The sequence below is a fragment of the Pseudomonas sp. AAC genome, from assembly GCF_000725445.1.
GTDB lineage: Bacteria > Pseudomonadota > Gammaproteobacteria > Pseudomonadales > Pseudomonadaceae > Pseudomonas > Pseudomonas citronellolis.
Map to the genome: position 1 here is coordinate 316460 of NZ_KL647101.1, position 16976 is coordinate 333435.

Below are 16976 nucleotides of genomic sequence, written 5' to 3' on the forward strand. Positions count from 1 at the left end.
TCCCGCCAGTGCTCCAACTGCCAAGGGAGAGCCTGAACATGTGGCAGAGCTACCTCAACGGCCTGCTGGTGGCCGCCGGCCTGATCATCGCCATCGGCGCGCAGAACGCCTTCGTCCTGGCCCAGAGCCTGCGCCGCGAGCATCACCTGTCGGTGGCCGCGCTCTGCGTGCTGTGCGACGCCGTGCTGGTCAGCGCCGGGGTGTTCGGCCTGGCCAAGGTGCTGGCAGAGAACCCCACGCTGCTGGCCGTGGCCCGCTGGGGCGGGGTGATCTTCCTGACCTGGTACGGCGCCAAGGCGCTGCGCCGCGCCATCGCCCCGCAGGCCATGGCCGACGCCGGGCAGACCGGCCCGCGCTCGCGCCGGGCGGTGCTGATGGCGGCGCTGGCGGTGACCCTGCTCAACCCCCACGTGTACCTGGACACCGTGCTGCTGATCGGCTCCCTCGGCGCCCAGCAGGCCGCGCCCGGCGCCTATGCCATGGGCGCGGCCAGCGCCTCGCTGCTGTGGTTCTTCACCCTGGCCCTGGGCGCCGCCTGGCTCGCGCCCTGGCTGGCGCGCCCGGCCACCTGGCGGCTGGTCGACCTGATGGTGGCGGTGATGATGCTCGGCATGGCCAGCCAACTGGTGTTCGCCGCCTGAGCCCGGCGACGAAACAGATCGAACCCCGGAGCCCCACGGCAGTCGACCCCAGTGCGCGGGAACGCCCCGCACCGGCACTGGCGCGCGGCTTTGCCCCTACAGTTGCTGCGTGGATATGCCGGGGGGCGGGTGCTATGATCCGAGGTTCGCGGCGCCAGCCTGCCAGGCCTGCTGGACGCACCCGACGCGCGCCTCGCTCTGCGGAGCAGGGGCGCTACGTACGGATGCCGCGACAATCACGAACCGGCCCCGTGTACCGGTCGCGCGTTCGCCGCGCTAGCCCTGACCTGAGGAAATAGGAGAAACACCATGGCTTTCGAATTGCCGCCGCTGCCTTACGCCAAGAACGCCCTTGAGCCGCACATTTCCGCGGAAACCCTCGAATACCACCACGACAAGCACCACAACACCTACGTCGTGAACCTGAACAACCTGATCCCGGGCACCGAGTTCGAAGGCAAGAGCCTGGAAGACATCGTCAAGACCTCTTCGGGCGGCATCTTCAACAACGCGGCCCAGGTGTGGAACCACACCTTCTACTGGGAATGCCTGACCCCCAACGGCGGTGGCCAGCCCACCGGCGCCCTGGCCGATGCCATCAACGCCGCCTTCGGTTCCTTCGACAAGTTCAAGGAAGAGTTCACCAAGACCGCCATCGGCACCTTCGGCTCCGGCTGGGCCTGGCTGGTGAAGAAGGCCGACGGCTCCCTGGCCCTGGCCAGCACCATCGGCGCCGGCAACCCGCTGACCAGCGGCGACACCCCGCTGCTGACCTGCGACGTGTGGGAACACGCCTACTACATCGACTACCGCAACCTGCGTCCGAAGTACGTCGAAGCCTTCTGGAACCTGGTCAACTGGGACTACGTGGCGAAGAACTTCGCTGCCTGATACCCTCGGTTGCTCCGCGGAAACCCGGCCTGAAGCCGGGTTTCTGCTTTCTGCGCGCCAGAAGGACAAGGCTCGGCTAACCTGAGAGTCGGATTTGGTCGGAAAAGGGTGATGGCCCTTTGACGTCAAAGCTCCGTTTGCCAATACTCAGACCTGTCTTTCGCCGGATGGCGATGAACAAGGAAAGCACCCTTGAAACTGGACCCCCGGCACAGGCTCTCCCTCAAGCTGCTGCGCGTCGTATTGCTCGCGGCGCTGGTGGTGGGTGTCGTCCTGAGTTGCGCGCAGATCGTCTTCGACGCCCACAAGGCGCGGCAGGCGGTGCACAACGATGCCCAGCGGATCCTCGCTATGGTCCGCGACCCGTCCACCCAGGCGGTCTACAGCCTGGACCGCGACATGGCCATGCAGGTGCTCGAAGGCCTGTTCCAGCATGAAGCAGTGCGCTACGCCGCCATCGGCCACCCCGACGAACCCATGCTGGCGGAGAAATCCCGCCCGCTGCTGGACTCCCCCACCCGCTGGCTCACCGACCCCATCCTCGGCCCCGAGCAGCACTATGCCATCCGCCTGGTCGGCCGCGGCGAGCCCGGCGAATACTACGGCGACCTGAAGATCACCCTGGACACCGCGCCCTACGGCCAGGACTTCGTGGTCACCTCGGTGATCATCTTCCTCTCCGGCATCCTCCGCGCCCTGGCCATGGGCCTGGTGCTGTTCCTGGTCTACCACTGGCTGCTGACCAAGCCGCTGTGGCGCATCATCGACCACCTCACCAGCATCAACCCCGACCGCCCCGGCGAGCACAAGCTGCCGATGCTGGCCGGCCACGAGCACAATGAACTGGGGTTGTGGATCAACACCGCCAACCAGTTGCTGGAATCCATCGAGCGCAACGGCCACCTGCGCCGCGAGGCGGAGAACAGCCTGCTGCGCATCTCCCAGTACGACTTCCTCACCGGCCTGCCGAACCGCAAGCTGCTGCAGCAGCGCCTGGACCAGATACTCGCCGACGCCGGCCGCGAGGAGCGCCGCGTGGCGGTGCTGTGCCTGGGCCTGGACGACTTCAAGGGCATCAACGAACAGCACGGCTACCAGTTCGGCGACCAGTTGCTGATCGCCCTGGCCGACCGCCTGCGCGGCCACAGCGCCCAGCTCGGCGCCCTGGCGCGCCTGGGCGGCGACCAGTTCGCCCTGGTCCAGGCCGACATCGAGCAGCCCTACGAGGCGGCGGAACTGGCCCAGCAGATCCTCGACGACCTGGAGCTGCCCTTCCAGCTCGACGAGCAGCCGGTGCAGCTGCGCGCCACCATCGGCATCACCCTCTACCCCGAGGATGGCGAGAGCACCGAGAAGCTGCTGCAGAAGGCCGAGCAGACCATGACCCTGGCCAAGACCCGCTCGCGCAACCGCTACCAGTTCTACATCGCCAGCGTCGACAGCGAGATGCGCCGCCGCCGCGAGCTGGAGAAGGACCTGCGCGAGGCGTTGTCGCGCAACGAGCTGCACATCGTCTACCAGCCGCAGGTGGACTACCGCGACCACCGCGTGGTCGGCGTCGAGGCCCTGCTGCGCTGGCAGCACCCGACCCAGGGCTGGGTCGCGCCGGACCTGTTCATCCCCCTGGCCGAGCAGAACGGCAGCATCTTCTCCATCGGCGAATGGGTGCTCGACCAGTCCTGCAAGCAACTGCGCGAATGGCACGACCAGGGCTTCGACGACCTGCGCCTGGCGGTCAACCTGTCCACCGTGCAGCTGCGCCACAACGCCCTGCCCAGGGTGGTCAGCAACCTGTTGCAGATCCACCGCCTGCCGCCGCGCTCGCTGGAGCTGGAAGTCACCGAGACCGGCCTGATGGAAGACATCTCCACCGCCGCCCAGCACCTGCTCAGCCTGCGCCGCGCCGGCGCGCTGATCGCCATCGACGACTTCGGCACCGGCTACTCCTCGCTCAGCTACCTGAAGAGCCTGCCGCTGGACAAGATCAAGATCGACAAGAGCTTCGTCCAGGACCTGCTGCAGGACGACGACGACGCCACCATCGTCCGGGCCATCATCCAGCTGGGCAAGAGCCTGGGCATGCAGGTCATCGCCGAGGGCGTGGAGACCCTCGAGCAGGAGGCCTACATCATCGACCAGGGCTGCCACGAGGGGCAGGGCTACCTGTACAGCAAGCCGCTGCCGGCGCGCGAGCTGACCCTCTATCTGAAGCAGGCGCGGCGCCTGGCCGAGGCCGCCGGCAGCTCCAGCATCGAACGCCGCTGATCCCCCCGCTGTGAAGGCTGCTGGCAAATCGCAAGCGCGGCCTTTTCAAAAATGCAAATCTTTCGCATTATGTTGCCGCTTTCGTTGCGCACACCTTTTTGCGCCACCCTCATGCTAAGGAACCCGCCATGACTCGTATGCCCTGGGCCACCGCCAGCCTGCTGGCCATCGCCATCTCCCTCGCCGGCTGCGGCGACGACAAGAAAGAAGCTTCCGCCCCGGCCAGCCAGGCAGCCACCCCGGCCGCCAGCACCCAGAGCGCCGCCCCGGCCGCCGCCAAGGTCGACGAGGCCGCGGTCAAGGCCGTGGTGAAGAACTACGCGGACATGGCGGAGGCCGTCTTCAGCGACTCCCTGACTACCGCCCAGGCCCTGCAGAAGGCCGTCGACGCCTTCCTCGCCAAGCCCAGCGAAGAAACCCTCAAGGCCGCCCGCGAGGCCTGGCTGGCCGCGCGCGTGCCCTACTCGCAGAGCGAAGCCTTCCGCTTCGGCAACAAGGTGGTCGACGACTGGGAAGGCGCGGTCAACGCATGGCCGCTGGACGAAGGCCTGATCGACTACGTCGCCAAGGACTACCAGCACGCCGAGGGCAACCCGGCCGCCAGCGCCAACATCGTCGCCAACACCGAGATCCAGGTCGGCGAAGACAAGATCGACGTCAAGGAAATCACCGGCGAGAAGCTGGCCAGCCTGAACGAAGTGGCCGGTTCCGAAGCCAACGTCGCCACCGGCTACCACGCCATCGAGTTCCTCCTCTGGGGCCAGGACCTCAACGGCACCAAGCCCGGCGCCGGCAACCGCCCCTACACCGACTACGTCCAGGGCAAGGACTGCAGCAACGGTCACTGCGACCGTCGCGCGGCCTACCTGAAGGCCGTCACCGACCTGCTGGTGGCCCAGCTGGAAGAAATGGTCGGCAACTGGAAGGCCGGCGTCGCCGACAACTACCGCGCCAAGCTGGAAGCCGACGGCGCCGACGCCAACCTGCGCAAGATCTTCTTCGGCATGGGCAGCCTGTCCCTGGGCGAGCTGGCCGGCGAGCGCATGAAGGTGGCCCTGGAAGCCAACTCCACCGAAGACGAGCACGACTGCTTCAGCGACAACACCCACCACACCCTGTACTTCAACGCCGAAGGCATCCGCAACATCTACCTGGGCGAGTACAAGCGCGTGGACGGCAGCCTGGTCAAGGGCCCGAGCGTGGCCGACCTGGTGGCCAAGGCCGATGCCCAGGCCAACACCGACCTGAAGGCCGACCTCGACGCCACCCAGGCCAAGATGCAGGCCATCGTCGACCGCGCCGAGAAGGATGGCGTGCACTTCGACCAGATGATCGCCCCGGCCGACGAGGCCGACCACAAGATCATCAGCGACGCCATCGCTTCCCTGGTCAAGCAGACCGGCGCCATCGAGAAGGCCGCCGCCGCCCTGGGCATCCAGGACCTGAAGCCGGACAACGCCGATCACCAGTTCTGATCGACGCCCGCGCTGCGGCAACCAGCCGCAGCGCACTGGCCAAGCCAAGGCCCCGTGAACCGGGGCCTTGGCGTTTCATCCGGGCCACACGGCAATAGCGAATACAAATTTTTCATATTTGCATTTGCCCAACTGCTAAGATGGCCCGCCCGTTTTTCAGCCTGGATCGCCTCGATGTACCGCCGTCCAACCGTCGCCCTCGCCGCCCTGCTCGCTACCCTGGCCCTCGCCGGCTGCGGTCGCGAAGAGCCCAAGGCGGTGGCCGAACCGGGCGAGGCCCTGTCCGGCGGCGGCGCCACCGTCTACCAGGCCGACCGCAACGCCTACTCCATGCCCTCGGGCAACCTCACGCCCAGCCGCCGCCTGGACTTCAGCGTGGGCAACAGCTTCTTCCGCAACCCCTGGGTGATCGCGCCCACCACCACCACCGCGCGCGACGGCCTGGGGCCGCTGTACAACACCAACGCCTGCCAGAACTGCCACATCAAGGACGGCCGCGGCCATCCGCCGGGGCCCAGGGACATCAACGCGGTGTCCATGCTGGTGCGCCTGTCGATTCCCGCCGGCGCCGAGGACGCACGCACCCTCAAGCGCCTGGGCGTGGTGCCCGAGCCGGTCTACGGCGGCCAGTTGCAGGATTCGGCGATTCCCGGCGTGGCCCCCGAGGCGCGGGTGCGCATGGACTACCAGCCGCTGAAGGTGAGCTTCAAGGACGGCACCGAGGTCGAGCTGCGCAAGCCGATCCTGCGCCTCACCGAGCTGGGCTACGGCCCCATGCACCCGGACACCCAGTTCTCCGCCCGCGTCGCCCCGCCGATGATCGGCCTGGGCCTGCTGGAGGCCATCCCCGAAGCGGCGATCCTGGCCAATGCCGACGCCGAGGACCGCAACGGCGACGGCATCCGCGGCCGCGCCAACCGCGTCTGGGACGACGCCCGCCAGCAGACCGTGCTCGGCCGCTTCGGCTGGAAGGCCGGGCAGCCCGACGTGGCGCAGCAGAACGCCCACGCCTTCTCCGGCGACATGGGCCTGACCAGCCCCCTGCTGCCCGGCGACGACTGCACCGAAGCCCAGACCGCCTGCCGCCAGGCCGTCGACGGCGGCAAGCCCGAGGTCAGCCAGCGCATCTTCGACCAGGTCGCCTTCTACGCGCGCAACCTCGCGGTGCCGGCGCGGCGCAAGGTCGACGACCCGCAGGTGCTGGCCGGCAAGGCGCTGTTCCACCAGGCCGGCTGCGCCGGCTGCCACACCCCGAAGTTCACCACCGGGCCCGACGCCGCCGAGCCGGAGCTGGCCAACCAGGTGATCCGCCCCTACAGCGACCTTCTACTACATGACATGGGCGAGGGACTCGCGGACAATCGCCCGGAATTTCTCGCCAGCGGACGCGACTGGCGCACCCCGCCGCTATGGGGCATCGGCCTGACCGAGGTGGTCAACGGCCATACCCAGTTCCTCCACGACGGGCGCGCGCGCAACCTGCTGGAAGCCGTGCTCTGGCACGGCGGCGAGGCCGAGGCGGCCAGGCAGCGGGTACTGGCCTTCGACGCCGCGCAACGCAGCGCCCTGCTGGACTTCCTGAATTCACTCTAAGGAGCCGAACATGTTCCGCCCCCGACTACTGCTCACCAGCCTCGCCATCGCCCTGGGCGCCTGCTCGCCGCAGGACCCGCAGGCGACCACCAGCGCCGCGCTGGCCCAGCAGGTGATCCTGCCGGCCTACAGCCGCTGGGTCGACGCCGACCGCGCCCTGGCCGCCAGCGCCCTGGCCTTCTGCCAGGGCAAGGAAGAGCTGGCCAAGGCTCGCGCCGATTTCGTCGCCGCGCAGAAGGCCTGGGCCGAATTGCAGCCGCTGCTGATCGGCCCGCTGGCCGAGGGCAACCGCGCCTGGCAGGTGCAGTTCTACCCGGACAAGAAGAACCTGGTGGCGCGCCAGGTCGAGCAACTGCTCAACGGCGACGCGCAGATCACCCCCGCCACCCTGGCCAAGTCCAGCGTGGTGGTGCAGGGCCTGACCGCCTACGAATACATCCTCTTCGACGCCAGGATCGACCTGGCCGACGCCGCCACCCGCGCGCGCTACTGCCCGCTGCTGGAAGCCATCGGCGAACACCAGCAGGCCCTGGCCCAGGACATCCTGACGCGCTGGAAGGCCGACAACGGCATGCTCGCGCAGATGAGCAAGTTCCCCAACGAGCGCTACGCCGACGCCCACGAGGCCATCGCCGAGATGATGCGCGTGCAGGTCACCGCCCTGGACATGCTGAAGAAGAAGCTCGGCACCCCGCTGGGCCGCCAGAGCAAGGGCATCCCGCAGCCGTTCCAGGCCGAGAACTGGCGCAGCGACATCTCCCTGGCCAGCCTGGAGTCGAGCCTGAATGGCGCCGAGGCGCTGTGGAAAGGCACCGACGGCAAGGGCCTGCGCGCCCTGCTGCCGAGCGAGCAGAAGGACCTGGCCGGCAAGATCGACGCCGCCTACGCCGACGTCCACGGCAAGTTCGCCGCGCTCAAGCAGCCCCTGGGCGAACTGCTCAAGGACGATGCCGGCGTCAAGCAGCTCAACGAGCTGTACGACAGCCTGAACGTGGTCCACCGCCTGCACGAGGGCGAACTGGCCAAGGCGCTGAACGTGCAACTGGGCTTCAACGCCAACGACGGCGACTGACCAGTCGAGCGTCGGCCATGCGTCGTTGGACAGACACGTCGAATTCGCAGATGCGAACTCCGCATTCGCCGTGTCTCTCCGCCTGGCCTGGCTCTAGCTCGCCGGATCAGGGGTGAATGAAGTGAAAGAGGTGAACGCCATGCTGCGACGTCACGTGATCGGCCTGGGCAGCCTGCTGCTCGGCGCCCTCTCCTTCGGTGGCTGGACGCTGTCGCGCAAGGGCAAGGAGCCCCTGCTGCTGTCCGCCCGCGACGACGCGGATGGCAAGCACTACGCGGTGGGCTACCGCCTGGACGGCAGCTGCGCGTTCGCCACCGAGGTGGGCCTGCGCTGCCACGCCATCGTCCAGCACCCGACGCTGCCGCTGGCGCTGTTCGTGGCCCGCCGCCCGGGGCGCCAGAGCTACCTGGTGAGCCTGGAGGACGGCCGCCTGCTGCAGACACTGGACTCGCAGCCGGACCGCCACTTCTACGGCCACGGCGTGTGGCACAAGGACGGCGAGTGGCTCTACGCCACCGAGAACGACACCACCGACCCCGGCCGCGGCCTGCTCGGCATCTACCGCTTCGACGGCGAGAAGCTGGCGCACGCCGGTGAAGTGCCGACCCATGGCCTGGGCCCCCACGAAGTGGCCTGGCTGCCCGACGGCGAAACCCTGGTGGTGGCCAACGGCGGCATCCGCACCGAAGCCGAAAGCCGGGTGGAGATGAACCTCGACGCCATGGAACCGAGCCTGGTGCTGATGCGCCGCGACGGCTCGCTGGTCTCCAAGGAAACCCTGCCCCAGCAGATGAACAGCGTGCGCCACCTGGCCATCGCCGCCGACGGCACCATCGTCGCCTGCCAGCAGTTCATGGGCGACGCCCACGAGGCCGCCGACCTGCTCGCCATCAAGCGCCCCGGCCAGAGCTTCCAGCCTTTCCCGCTGGGCGAGGAACAGCGCCAGGCCATGGTCCAGTACACCGCCAGCGTGGCGGTGCACGACGAACTGCGCCTGGTGGCCCTGACCGCGCCGCGCGGCAACCGCTTCTTCATCTGGGACCTGGACAGCGGCGCCCTGCGCCTGGACGCGCCGCTGCCCGACTGCGCCGGCGTCGGCGCGGTGAAGGACGGCTTCGTGGTCACCTCCGGCCAGGGCCGCTGCCGCCTCTACGACTGCCGCGGCGAAAAGATCGCCGCCGAGGTGCTGCAACTGCCGCCGGCGTTCTGGGACAACCACCTGCACCTGGCGTCCTGAACCGCGCAGGGCCGCGCTAAATCCCCCGCGAGGGGAAACGTCCTGCAATCAAGGCACTTTGACGCGGCAGCGAACTCCGTCTAATGTGCGCACTTCTGCCCCGCAACGGGGCATTCCCGCCAGGCTCCGGGAACCGATGCAGTCCCGCGAAGGCAGGGCCGGTCATACAGGAACGGGCCCCTCGCAGCGCAGAGCCGCCAGGCACTTACCAAGGAACAGGAACATGTTGCGCCGCATGCTGATCATGCTCGGCGCGGTCGCCGTCATAGTCGCGGTGCTCGCCGGCTCCAAGTACTTCTCCATCCAGAAGCAGATCGCCCAGTTCACCGCGCCGCGCCCGCCGGTCAGCGTCACCGCGGTCAAGGCCGAGGAACTCACCTGGCAGAGCCGCCTGCCGGCCATCGGCACCCTGCGCGCCAACCAGGGCGTGGTGCTCACCGCCGAAGCCTCGGGCACCGTGCGCCAGGTGCTGTTCGCCTCCGGCGAGAAGGTCCGCGTCGACCAGCCCATCGTGCAGCTGGAGAACGACGTCGAGGCCGCCACCCTGCGCACCGCCGAGGCCGACCTCAACCTGGCCCAGGTGGAATTCGAGCGCGGCCGCAGCCTGGTCGGCCGCCAGGCCATCTCCAAGAGCGAGTTCGACCGCCTGGCCGCCCAGCTGCAGCGCTCCAGCGCCACGGTCGCGCAGCTCAAGGCGGCGCTGGCGAAGAAGCGTGTGCTCGCCCCCTTCGGCGGCACCATCGGCATCCGCCAGGTGGACGTCGGCGACTACGTCTCGCCGGGCACGCCCATCGCCACCCTGCAGGACCTTTCCACCCTGCTGGTGGACTTCTTCCTGCCGGAACAGGACTTCCCCCGCCTGCAGGTCGGCCAGCGCGTGCTGGTCACGGTCGCGGCCTACCCGGGCCAGGTGTTCGAGGCGCGCATCCAGGCGCTGAACCCGCGGGTGGACAACGAGACGCGCAACCTGCAGGTGCGCGCGGCCATGGCCAACCCCGACGGCAAGCTGCTGCCGGGGATGTTCGCCAGCCTCGAGGTGCAGCTGCCGGAAACCGCGCAGCGCGTGGTGGTGCCGGAAACCGCCATCGCCTTCACCCTGTACGGCAACTCGGTGTACGTGGTGGGGCCGAAGCAGGACAAGGACGGCAAGCCGCAGAACGATGCCAAGGGCCAGCCGCTGCTGGGCGTGGAGCGCCGCTTCGTCAAGGTCGGCGAGCGCCGCGAAGGCAAGGCGGTGATCCTCGACGGCCTGAAGGTCGGCGAACAGGTGGTGACCAGCGGCCAGCTCAAGCTGGACAGCGGCACCCCGGTGGCCATCGTCGACGACGTGCGCTGAGCCGCAACCCAAGCACCAGGGCCGCCCGCGCGGCCGCCGAACCCCGCCCGGCCACGGCCGCGCGGGCGCAACGACAAAGGACTGAACCATGGCCTTTACCGATCCCTTCATCCGCCGCCCGGTGCTGGCGACGGTGGTCAGCCTGCTGATCGTCCTGCTCGGCATGCAGGCCTTCAGCCGCCTGGTGATCCGCGAATACCCGCAGATGGAGAACGCGCTGATCACCGTCACCACCTTCTACGCCGGGGCCAACGCCGAGACCATCCAGGGCTACATCACCCAGCCGCTGCAGCAGAGCCTGGCCAGCGCCGAGGGCATCGACTACATGACCTCGGTGAGCCGGCAGAACTACTCGGTGATCTCCATCTACGCGCACATCGGCGCCAACACCGACCGCCTGGTGACCGAGCTGCTGTCGAAGATCGGCGAGGTGAAGACGCAGCTGCCGCCCGACGCCGAGGACCCGGTGCTGGACAAGGAAGCCGCCGACGCCTCGGCGCTGATGTACATCAGCTTCTACAGCGAGCACATGGACAACCCGCAGATCACCGACTACCTGTCGCGGGTGATCCAGCCCAAGCTCGCCACCCTGCCGGGCATCGCCGAGGCGGAAATCCTCGGCAACCAGGTGTTCGCCATGCGCCTGTGGCTGGACCCGGTGAAGATGGCCGCCTACGGCATCACCGCCAGCGACATCGACGACGCCGTGCGCAAGTACAACTTCCTCTCCGCCGCCGGCGAGGTGAAGGGCGAACTGGTGGTCACCAGCGTCAACGCCGCCACCGACCTGAAATCGCCGCAGGCCTTCGCCGCCATCCCGCTGAAGACCCTCGGCGATCGCCGCGTGCTGATGAGCGACGTGGCGCGGGTGGAACTGGGCGCGGCCAGCTACGACTCGGTCAGCTCGTTCAACGGCATCCCCTCGGTGTACATCGGCATCAAGGGCACGCCCAGCTCCAACCCGCTGGACGTGATCAAGGAAGTCCGCGCCAAGATGCCCGAGCTGGAGGAACAGCTGCCGCCGGACCTGAAGGTGTCCATCGCCTACGACGCCACGCGCTTCATCCAGGCCTCCATCGACGAGGTGGTGAAGACCCTCGGCGAGGCCATCCTCATCGTCATCGTGGTGGTCTTCCTGTTCCTCGGCGCCTTCCGCTCGGTGCTGATCCCGGTGGTGACCATCCCGCTGTCGATGATCGGCGTGCTGTTCTTCATGCAGCTGATGGGCTACTCCATCAACCTGCTGACGCTGCTGGCCATGGTGCTCGCCATCGGCCTGGTGGTGGACGACGCCATCGTGGTGGTGGAGAACATCCACCGCCACATCGAGGACGGCAAGTCGCCCTTCCAGGGCGCCATCGAAGGCGCCCGGGAAATCGCCGTGCCGGTGGTCACCATGACCATCACCCTGGCCGCGGTGTACGCCCCCATCGGCTTCCTCAGCGGCCTGACCGGCGCGCTGTTCAAGGAGTTCGCCTTCACCCTGGCCGGCGCGGTGATCATCTCCGGGGTAGTGGCGCTGACGCTGTCGCCGATGATGTGCTCGCGCCTGCTGCGCCACGACGAGAACCCCAGCGGCCTGTCGCACCGCCTGGACCTGCTCTTCGAAGGCCTGAAGCGACGCTACCAGCGCAGCCTCCACGCCACCCTGGACAACCGCCCGGTGGTGCTGGTGTTCGGCGCGCTGGTACTGGCGATCATCCCGCTGCTGCTGGTGTTCACCCACAAGGAACTGGCGCCGGAGGAAGACCAGGGCATCGTCTTCCTCATGGCCAACGCGCCGCAGACCGCCAACCTGGACTACCTGAACAAGTACACCGGCGAGTTCGAGCGCATCTTCCGCAGCTTCCCCGAGTACTATTCGGCGTTCCAGATCAACGGCTACAACGGTGTGCAGAGCGGCATCGGCGGCATGTTGCTCAAGCCCTGGGACGAACGCGAGCGCAGCCAGATGGAGCTGCTCCACGCGGTGCAGGCAGAGCTGGACAAGATCCCCGGCCTGCAGATATTCGGCTTCAACCTGCCGTCGCTGCCAGGCACCGGCGAGGGCCTGCCGTTCCAGTTCGTGATCAACACCGCCAGCGACTACGAGTCGCTGCTGCAGGTGGCCGAGCGGGTGAAGAAGCGCGCCGAGGAATCCGGCAAGTTCGCCTTCCTCGACCTCGACCTGGCCTTCGACAAGCCGGAGCTGGTGGTCGACATCGACCGCGCCAAGGCGGCGCAGATGGGCGTGTCCATGCAGGACCTGGGCATCACCCTGGCCAGCCTGCTGGGCGAGGGCGAGATCAACCGCTTCACCATCGACGGGCGCAGCTACAAGGTGATCGCCCAGGTCGAGCGGCGCTTCCGCGAGAACCCCGAATGGCTGGGCAGCTACTACGTGAAGAACGGCCGCGGCGAGCTGCTGCCGCTGTCCACCGTGGTGACCCTGCACGAGCGCGCGCGGCCGCGCCAGCTCAACCAGTTCCAGCAGCTGAACTCGGCGATCGTCTCCGGCGTGCCGCTGGTGAGCATGGGCGACGCCATCGACACCGTGAAGCAGATCGCCGAGCAGGAGTCGCCGCGCGGCTTCGCCTTCGACTACGCCGGCGCCTCGCGGCAGTTCGTCCAGGAAGGCAACGCCCTGCTGCTGACCTTCGGCCTGGCCCTGGCGGTGATCTTCCTGGTGCTGGCCGCGCAGTTCGAGAGCTTCCGCGACCCGCTGGTGATCATGGTCACGGTGCCGCTGTCGATCTGCGGCGCGCTGGTGCCGCTGTTCCTCGGCCTGTCGAGCCTGAACATCTACACCCAGGTGGGCCTGGTGACGCTGATCGGGCTGATCAGCAAGCACGGCATCCTCATCGTCGAGTTCGCCAACCAGCTGCGCCACGAACGCGGCCTGGGCGTGCGCGAGGCGGTGGAAGAAGCCGCGGCCATCCGCCTGCGCCCGGTGCTGATGACCACCGCGGCCATGGTCCTGGGGGTAATCCCGCTGCTGCTGGCCACCGGCGCCGGCGCGGTGAGCCGCTTCGACATCGGCGTGGTGATCGCCACCGGGATGACCGTGGGCACGCTCTTCACCCTGTTCGTGCTGCCGTGCGTGTACACGCTGGTGGCGAAGAAGGACCTGACGCCAGAGGGCGATCCAAGCCCGGCGCACTGAACACGGACAGAGTCCTACCCCTCCCCCGTAGGATGGGTGGAGCGAAGCGACACCCATCACCGTGACTGCATGGGTTTCGCAAGCTCAACCCATCCTACGAAAGGCACCTCGGCGCAACGTAGGGCGGATAACGTTCGACGTTATCCGCCGTTTGACCTCGGCCCCGGACCGCTGCGGATTCGAACCCGCAGCGCCTGTCCGGAGCGCTCCGATCATGACCGCGAAGCCGGGCATGGGTTTGGGTGTGGCGGCGTATAACCGCGAACGGTTATACGCCCTACGCCGGCTGCCGCTGCATCCTGCCCTTGTCCTGCCCGGGTTCGCGCTGCAGGCTCCAGTTCTGCAGGTGCTCGCGGCTCTGGCGGTAGGGCTTCAGGCCCATGCCCAGCAGCACCACGCCGCCCAGCAGCGCCAGGCTGGTGACGATCAGCAGCGAGTAGCGCAGCGCCATGTCGTCGTGGAACACGAAGTCGGTGACCAGCGCCACCGCGGTGGGGCCCACGCCCAGGCCGAACAGGGTGACCACGAACAGGTAGATGGCCGAGGCCTGGCCGCGCATGGAGTTGGGCATGATCTCCTGGATCGCCGCCGGCGCCACGCCGAAGGGCATGCTCAGGCAGAACACCGTCGGCGCCATCAGCAGGGCCACCAGGTTGGCGTCGTCCAGCAGCGGGAAGGTCACCGACAGCGGCAGCGCCAGGCAGGCCGCCAGCAGGCCCACGCGCATGTTGGCGTCGGTCCTGCCGCGCTTGGCCCAGCGGTCGGCCAGGCGCCCGCCGAAGACGATGCCCAGGCAGCCGAACACCGCCACTATGCTGCCGTACACCACGCCGACGTGGCCGGCGTCCCAGCCGTAGGTGCGGACGAAGAAGGTCGGCACCCAGGCGCCGCTGCCGTAGCTGGCGAAGGAGATGCAGGCAAAGCCGAAGTTGTGGCAGATCACCGTCCTGCGGTTGGCCCGCAGGTAGGCGCCGACCTCGCGCATCGGCACCTCGACGCCGGCGCCCACGCCGTGGCGCTGCGGCTCCTTCACCGCCAGCATCAGCAGGGTGAAGAGCACACCGGCGGCGCCGAGAATGAGGAAGATCAGCTGCCAGGGGCGCACTTCGCCGAGCAGCGGCAGGTGCACGTCGCCCTGGGCCGAGGCGAACTTGATCACCAGCCCGCCGAGCAGGAAGGCCAGCCCGGAGCCTAGGTAGATGCCCATGGAATAGACGCTGATGGCGGTGGCCCGGCGCTGCGCCGGGAAGCTGTCGGCGATCAGCGAATAGGCCGCCGGCGACAGCGCCGCCTCGCCCACGCCGACGCCGACGCGGAACAGCAGGAACTGCCAGTACTGCCGGGCCAGGCCGCAGGCCGCGGTCATGGCACTCCAGATCAGTACGCCGACGGTGATCAGCCCGCGCCGGCTGCGGCTGTCGGCCATGCGCCCGAGGGGGATGCCGCAAAGGGTGTAGAAGAGCGCGAAGGACAACCCCATGAGCAGGCTCATCTGGGTGTCGCTGATGGCCAGGTCGCGGCGGATCGGCCCGACCAGCAGGTTGAGGATCTGCCGGTCGATGAACGACAGGACGTAGGCGACCATGAGGATCGCCACCGTGGACCAGGCCACGGCACTGGAGGGGTAGCCGTTGTTGTTATTGTGCATGCCGAACTCCTGTTCGCCGCCAACGCGGCCAGAGCGAAGGGGTGGAGTGCAGCTTAGGCAAGCGCAGGGGAAACTGGCGCGCACTATCAGGCTGCTGAATGCGAGTGGGGGCCTCTGGATGATAAGGCGGAGGCTTTTCGTAGGAGCGAGCTTGCTCGCGAAGGGGGGTGCGTGGGTGCCTACCCTGAAGAGCGCCCTCTCCCTAACCCTCTCCCTGAAGGGAGAGGGGACCGTTCGGCGTGCATGGGTATTCCTGCGTCAGCCGGCAAGCGCGGTGGTTTCCGGCTGAAACCATGCCTGTTCTCGGCACGGTCTAGCCCCCTCTCCCTTCAGGGCGGGGCGCGCAGCCGAGGGCTGGGGAGAGGGAGCGGAGTCAATCTGTCGCACCTCGACAATCGGGAGGCGCCATTCGCGAGCAAGCTCGCTCCTACGAAAAGCCCCTTCAGCGCTCCCGCATCAAGCCGGCGTCAAACACTCCGGCCCATCGCAAGCCGGATCGTTGACTATGCTCGCCAGCGCCTGCTCCCGCAGCCGCACCTGCGGTCGGGCCAGCAGGCTCAACAGCTTGGGCAGCGGCGTCTCGTCACCCAGCCAGAGCGCCCTGTCCTCCTCGCTCTCCAGCAGCAACGGGCGGCGCAGCGGACCGGCCGCCTGGGTCACCAGGGCCAGGCTCAGCCAGGTGTGGCCGCCCACCGGATAGGCCTCCCAGACCGCGGCGAAATAACTCAGGCCACTGGCTCCGGCCACCCAGTAGGGCCGCTTGCGCACCCCGCGCCATTCGTAGAAACCGTTGGCCGGCACCAGGCAGCGGCGGCGGGCGAAGGCTTCGCGGAACATCGGCTGCTCGTGCAGCGTCTCGGCGCGGGCGTGGGCCGGGGTGCGCGACAGGTCGGTGAGCCAGGCCGGGGTCAGGCCCCAGCGCGCCAGGTCGGCGCGGCGCGCGCCGGCCTCCTCGCGCAGCATCAGCAGCTGCGCGCCGGGGGCGAGGTTCCAGTGCGGCGGGTGGTCCTTGGGAAAGCCCGGCAGCTCGGCGAGCTCGCGGGTCCAGCGGAACAGGGCAAAGCGGGCGGTCATCGGCGCTCCAGCGCGGACTCAACAGAGCAGCACGCCACTGGCCGGGCCGAACTCGTCGGCCGGGCCGGGCAACGGCTGCGCGGCATTGTACGCCTGGATCAGCTCCCGCGCCTGCTGCGCCTCCCCGTCGTCGACCCACAGGTGCAGCAGCCCGTGCAGCGGCAGCTCGCCGATGCCACCGAGCAGGTGGCGGCCGCCGAGGTGGCAATCGATGCCCTCGCTGGCCAGCATGCCGGCCAGCAACTCGGCCTCGGCCAGGTCGGCCGGTTCGTAGACTCGCTGCATCAGTCGTCCTCCCGGTGAACCTCCAGCGTCCACTGGGCGCCGTCGGTGTACAGCTGGAACAGGATGGGCCGGCAACACACCGGACAATCTTCATAGTAGCTCTGGTCGCCGCCGGAGAGGTCTAGCACGGCCTCGACCGCTTCCCCGCAATAGGGGCAGTGGTAAGCCTGGGTCTCGAGCATCTGAAGGTCCCCTGTGACTTCCGTTATACTCCCGCGGTCTTTTTATCCGGCCAGGCCCGCGGGCATGGTCGGTTTTCCGGGGGAGAGGCCCGCGCCAGACGCGTGCCGTGCCAGTTACACCCATGAACAAGAGAG

Annotated in this window: 13 protein-coding genes; 9 read left to right on the forward strand and 4 right to left on the reverse strand. The window is 68.2% G+C overall.

Annotated elements, in window-relative coordinates; genetic code table 11:
- Positions 1-38: 38 nt before the first annotated feature.
- The 9 genes from FG99_RS26840 (at position 39) to FG99_RS26880 (ending at position 13652) form a co-directional block, all read left to right on the forward strand.
- Positions 39-641, forward strand: coding sequence for a LysE/ArgO family amino acid transporter (locus FG99_RS26840; protein WP_009615881.1), 603 nt, complete (start codon positions 39-41; stop codon positions 639-641).
- Positions 642-950: 309 nt separating this feature from the next.
- Positions 951-1532 (forward strand): superoxide dismutase [Fe], encoded by a 582-nt coding sequence (gene sodB / locus FG99_RS26845; RefSeq protein WP_009615879.1) that lies wholly within the window; start codon positions 951-953, stop codon positions 1530-1532.
- Between the two features lie 192 nt (positions 1533-1724).
- Positions 1725-3797 carry a putative bifunctional diguanylate cyclase/phosphodiesterase gene (locus FG99_RS26850; protein ID WP_043273262.1) on the forward strand — a complete coding sequence of 691 codons (2073 nt, stop codon included), beginning with the start codon at positions 1725-1727 and terminating at the stop codon, positions 3795-3797.
- Positions 3798-3925: 128 nt separating this feature from the next.
- Positions 3926-5272 (forward strand): imelysin family protein, encoded by a 1347-nt coding sequence (locus FG99_RS26855; RefSeq protein ID WP_043273263.1) that lies wholly within the window; start codon positions 3926-3928, stop codon positions 5270-5272.
- A gap of 174 nt (positions 5273-5446) precedes the next feature.
- The gene (locus FG99_RS26860; RefSeq protein WP_043273265.1) at positions 5447-6865 is read left to right on the forward strand and encodes a di-heme oxidoreductase family protein; all 1419 of its coding nucleotides are present in this window, start codon (positions 5447-5449) and stop codon (positions 6863-6865) included.
- Between the two features lie 10 nt (positions 6866-6875).
- On the forward strand, positions 6876-7937 hold the full coding sequence (locus FG99_RS26865; protein WP_009615871.1) for an imelysin family protein: 1062 nt from the start codon (positions 6876-6878) through the stop codon (positions 7935-7937).
- Positions 7938-8076: 139 nt separating this feature from the next.
- Positions 8077-9174 carry a DUF1513 domain-containing protein gene (locus FG99_RS26870; protein ID WP_043273266.1) on the forward strand — a complete coding sequence of 366 codons (1098 nt, stop codon included), beginning with the start codon at positions 8077-8079 and terminating at the stop codon, positions 9172-9174.
- Between the two features lie 223 nt (positions 9175-9397).
- Complete coding sequence (locus tag FG99_RS26875; protein ID WP_043273267.1) at positions 9398-10510, forward strand: efflux RND transporter periplasmic adaptor subunit; 1113 nt, start codon at positions 9398-9400, stop codon at positions 10508-10510.
- Positions 10511-10598: 88 nt separating this feature from the next.
- Positions 10599-13652: a multidrug efflux RND transporter permease subunit gene (locus FG99_RS26880; protein WP_043273268.1), complete on the forward strand. Its 3054-nt coding sequence runs from the start codon at positions 10599-10601 to the stop codon at positions 13650-13652.
- A 277-nt stretch (positions 13653-13929) separates the two neighbouring features.
- Here FG99_RS26880 and FG99_RS26885 read toward each other — a convergent pair whose 3' ends face one another.
- The 4 genes from FG99_RS26885 to FG99_RS26900 form a co-directional block, all read right to left on the reverse strand.
- Positions 13930-15300 carry a spinster family MFS transporter gene (locus FG99_RS26885; RefSeq protein WP_043273269.1) on the reverse strand — a complete coding sequence of 457 codons (1371 nt, stop codon included), beginning with the start codon at positions 15298-15300 and terminating at the stop codon, positions 13930-13932.
- Between the two features lie 456 nt (positions 15301-15756).
- Positions 15757-16374: an SOS response-associated peptidase gene (locus tag FG99_RS26890; protein ID WP_043273271.1), complete on the reverse strand. Its 618-nt coding sequence runs from the start codon at positions 16372-16374 to the stop codon at positions 15757-15759.
- An 18-nt stretch (positions 16375-16392) separates the two neighbouring features.
- Positions 16393-16659 (reverse strand): putative signal transducing protein, encoded by a 267-nt coding sequence (locus FG99_RS26895; protein ID WP_043273273.1) that lies wholly within the window; start codon positions 16657-16659, stop codon positions 16393-16395.
- Positions 16659-16841 (reverse strand): CPXCG motif-containing cysteine-rich protein, encoded by a 183-nt coding sequence (locus FG99_RS26900; protein ID WP_043273275.1) that lies wholly within the window; start codon positions 16839-16841, stop codon positions 16659-16661. The genes FG99_RS26895 and FG99_RS26900 overlap by 1 nt, the downstream gene beginning before the upstream one ends.
- Positions 16842-16976 lie beyond the last annotated feature (135 nt).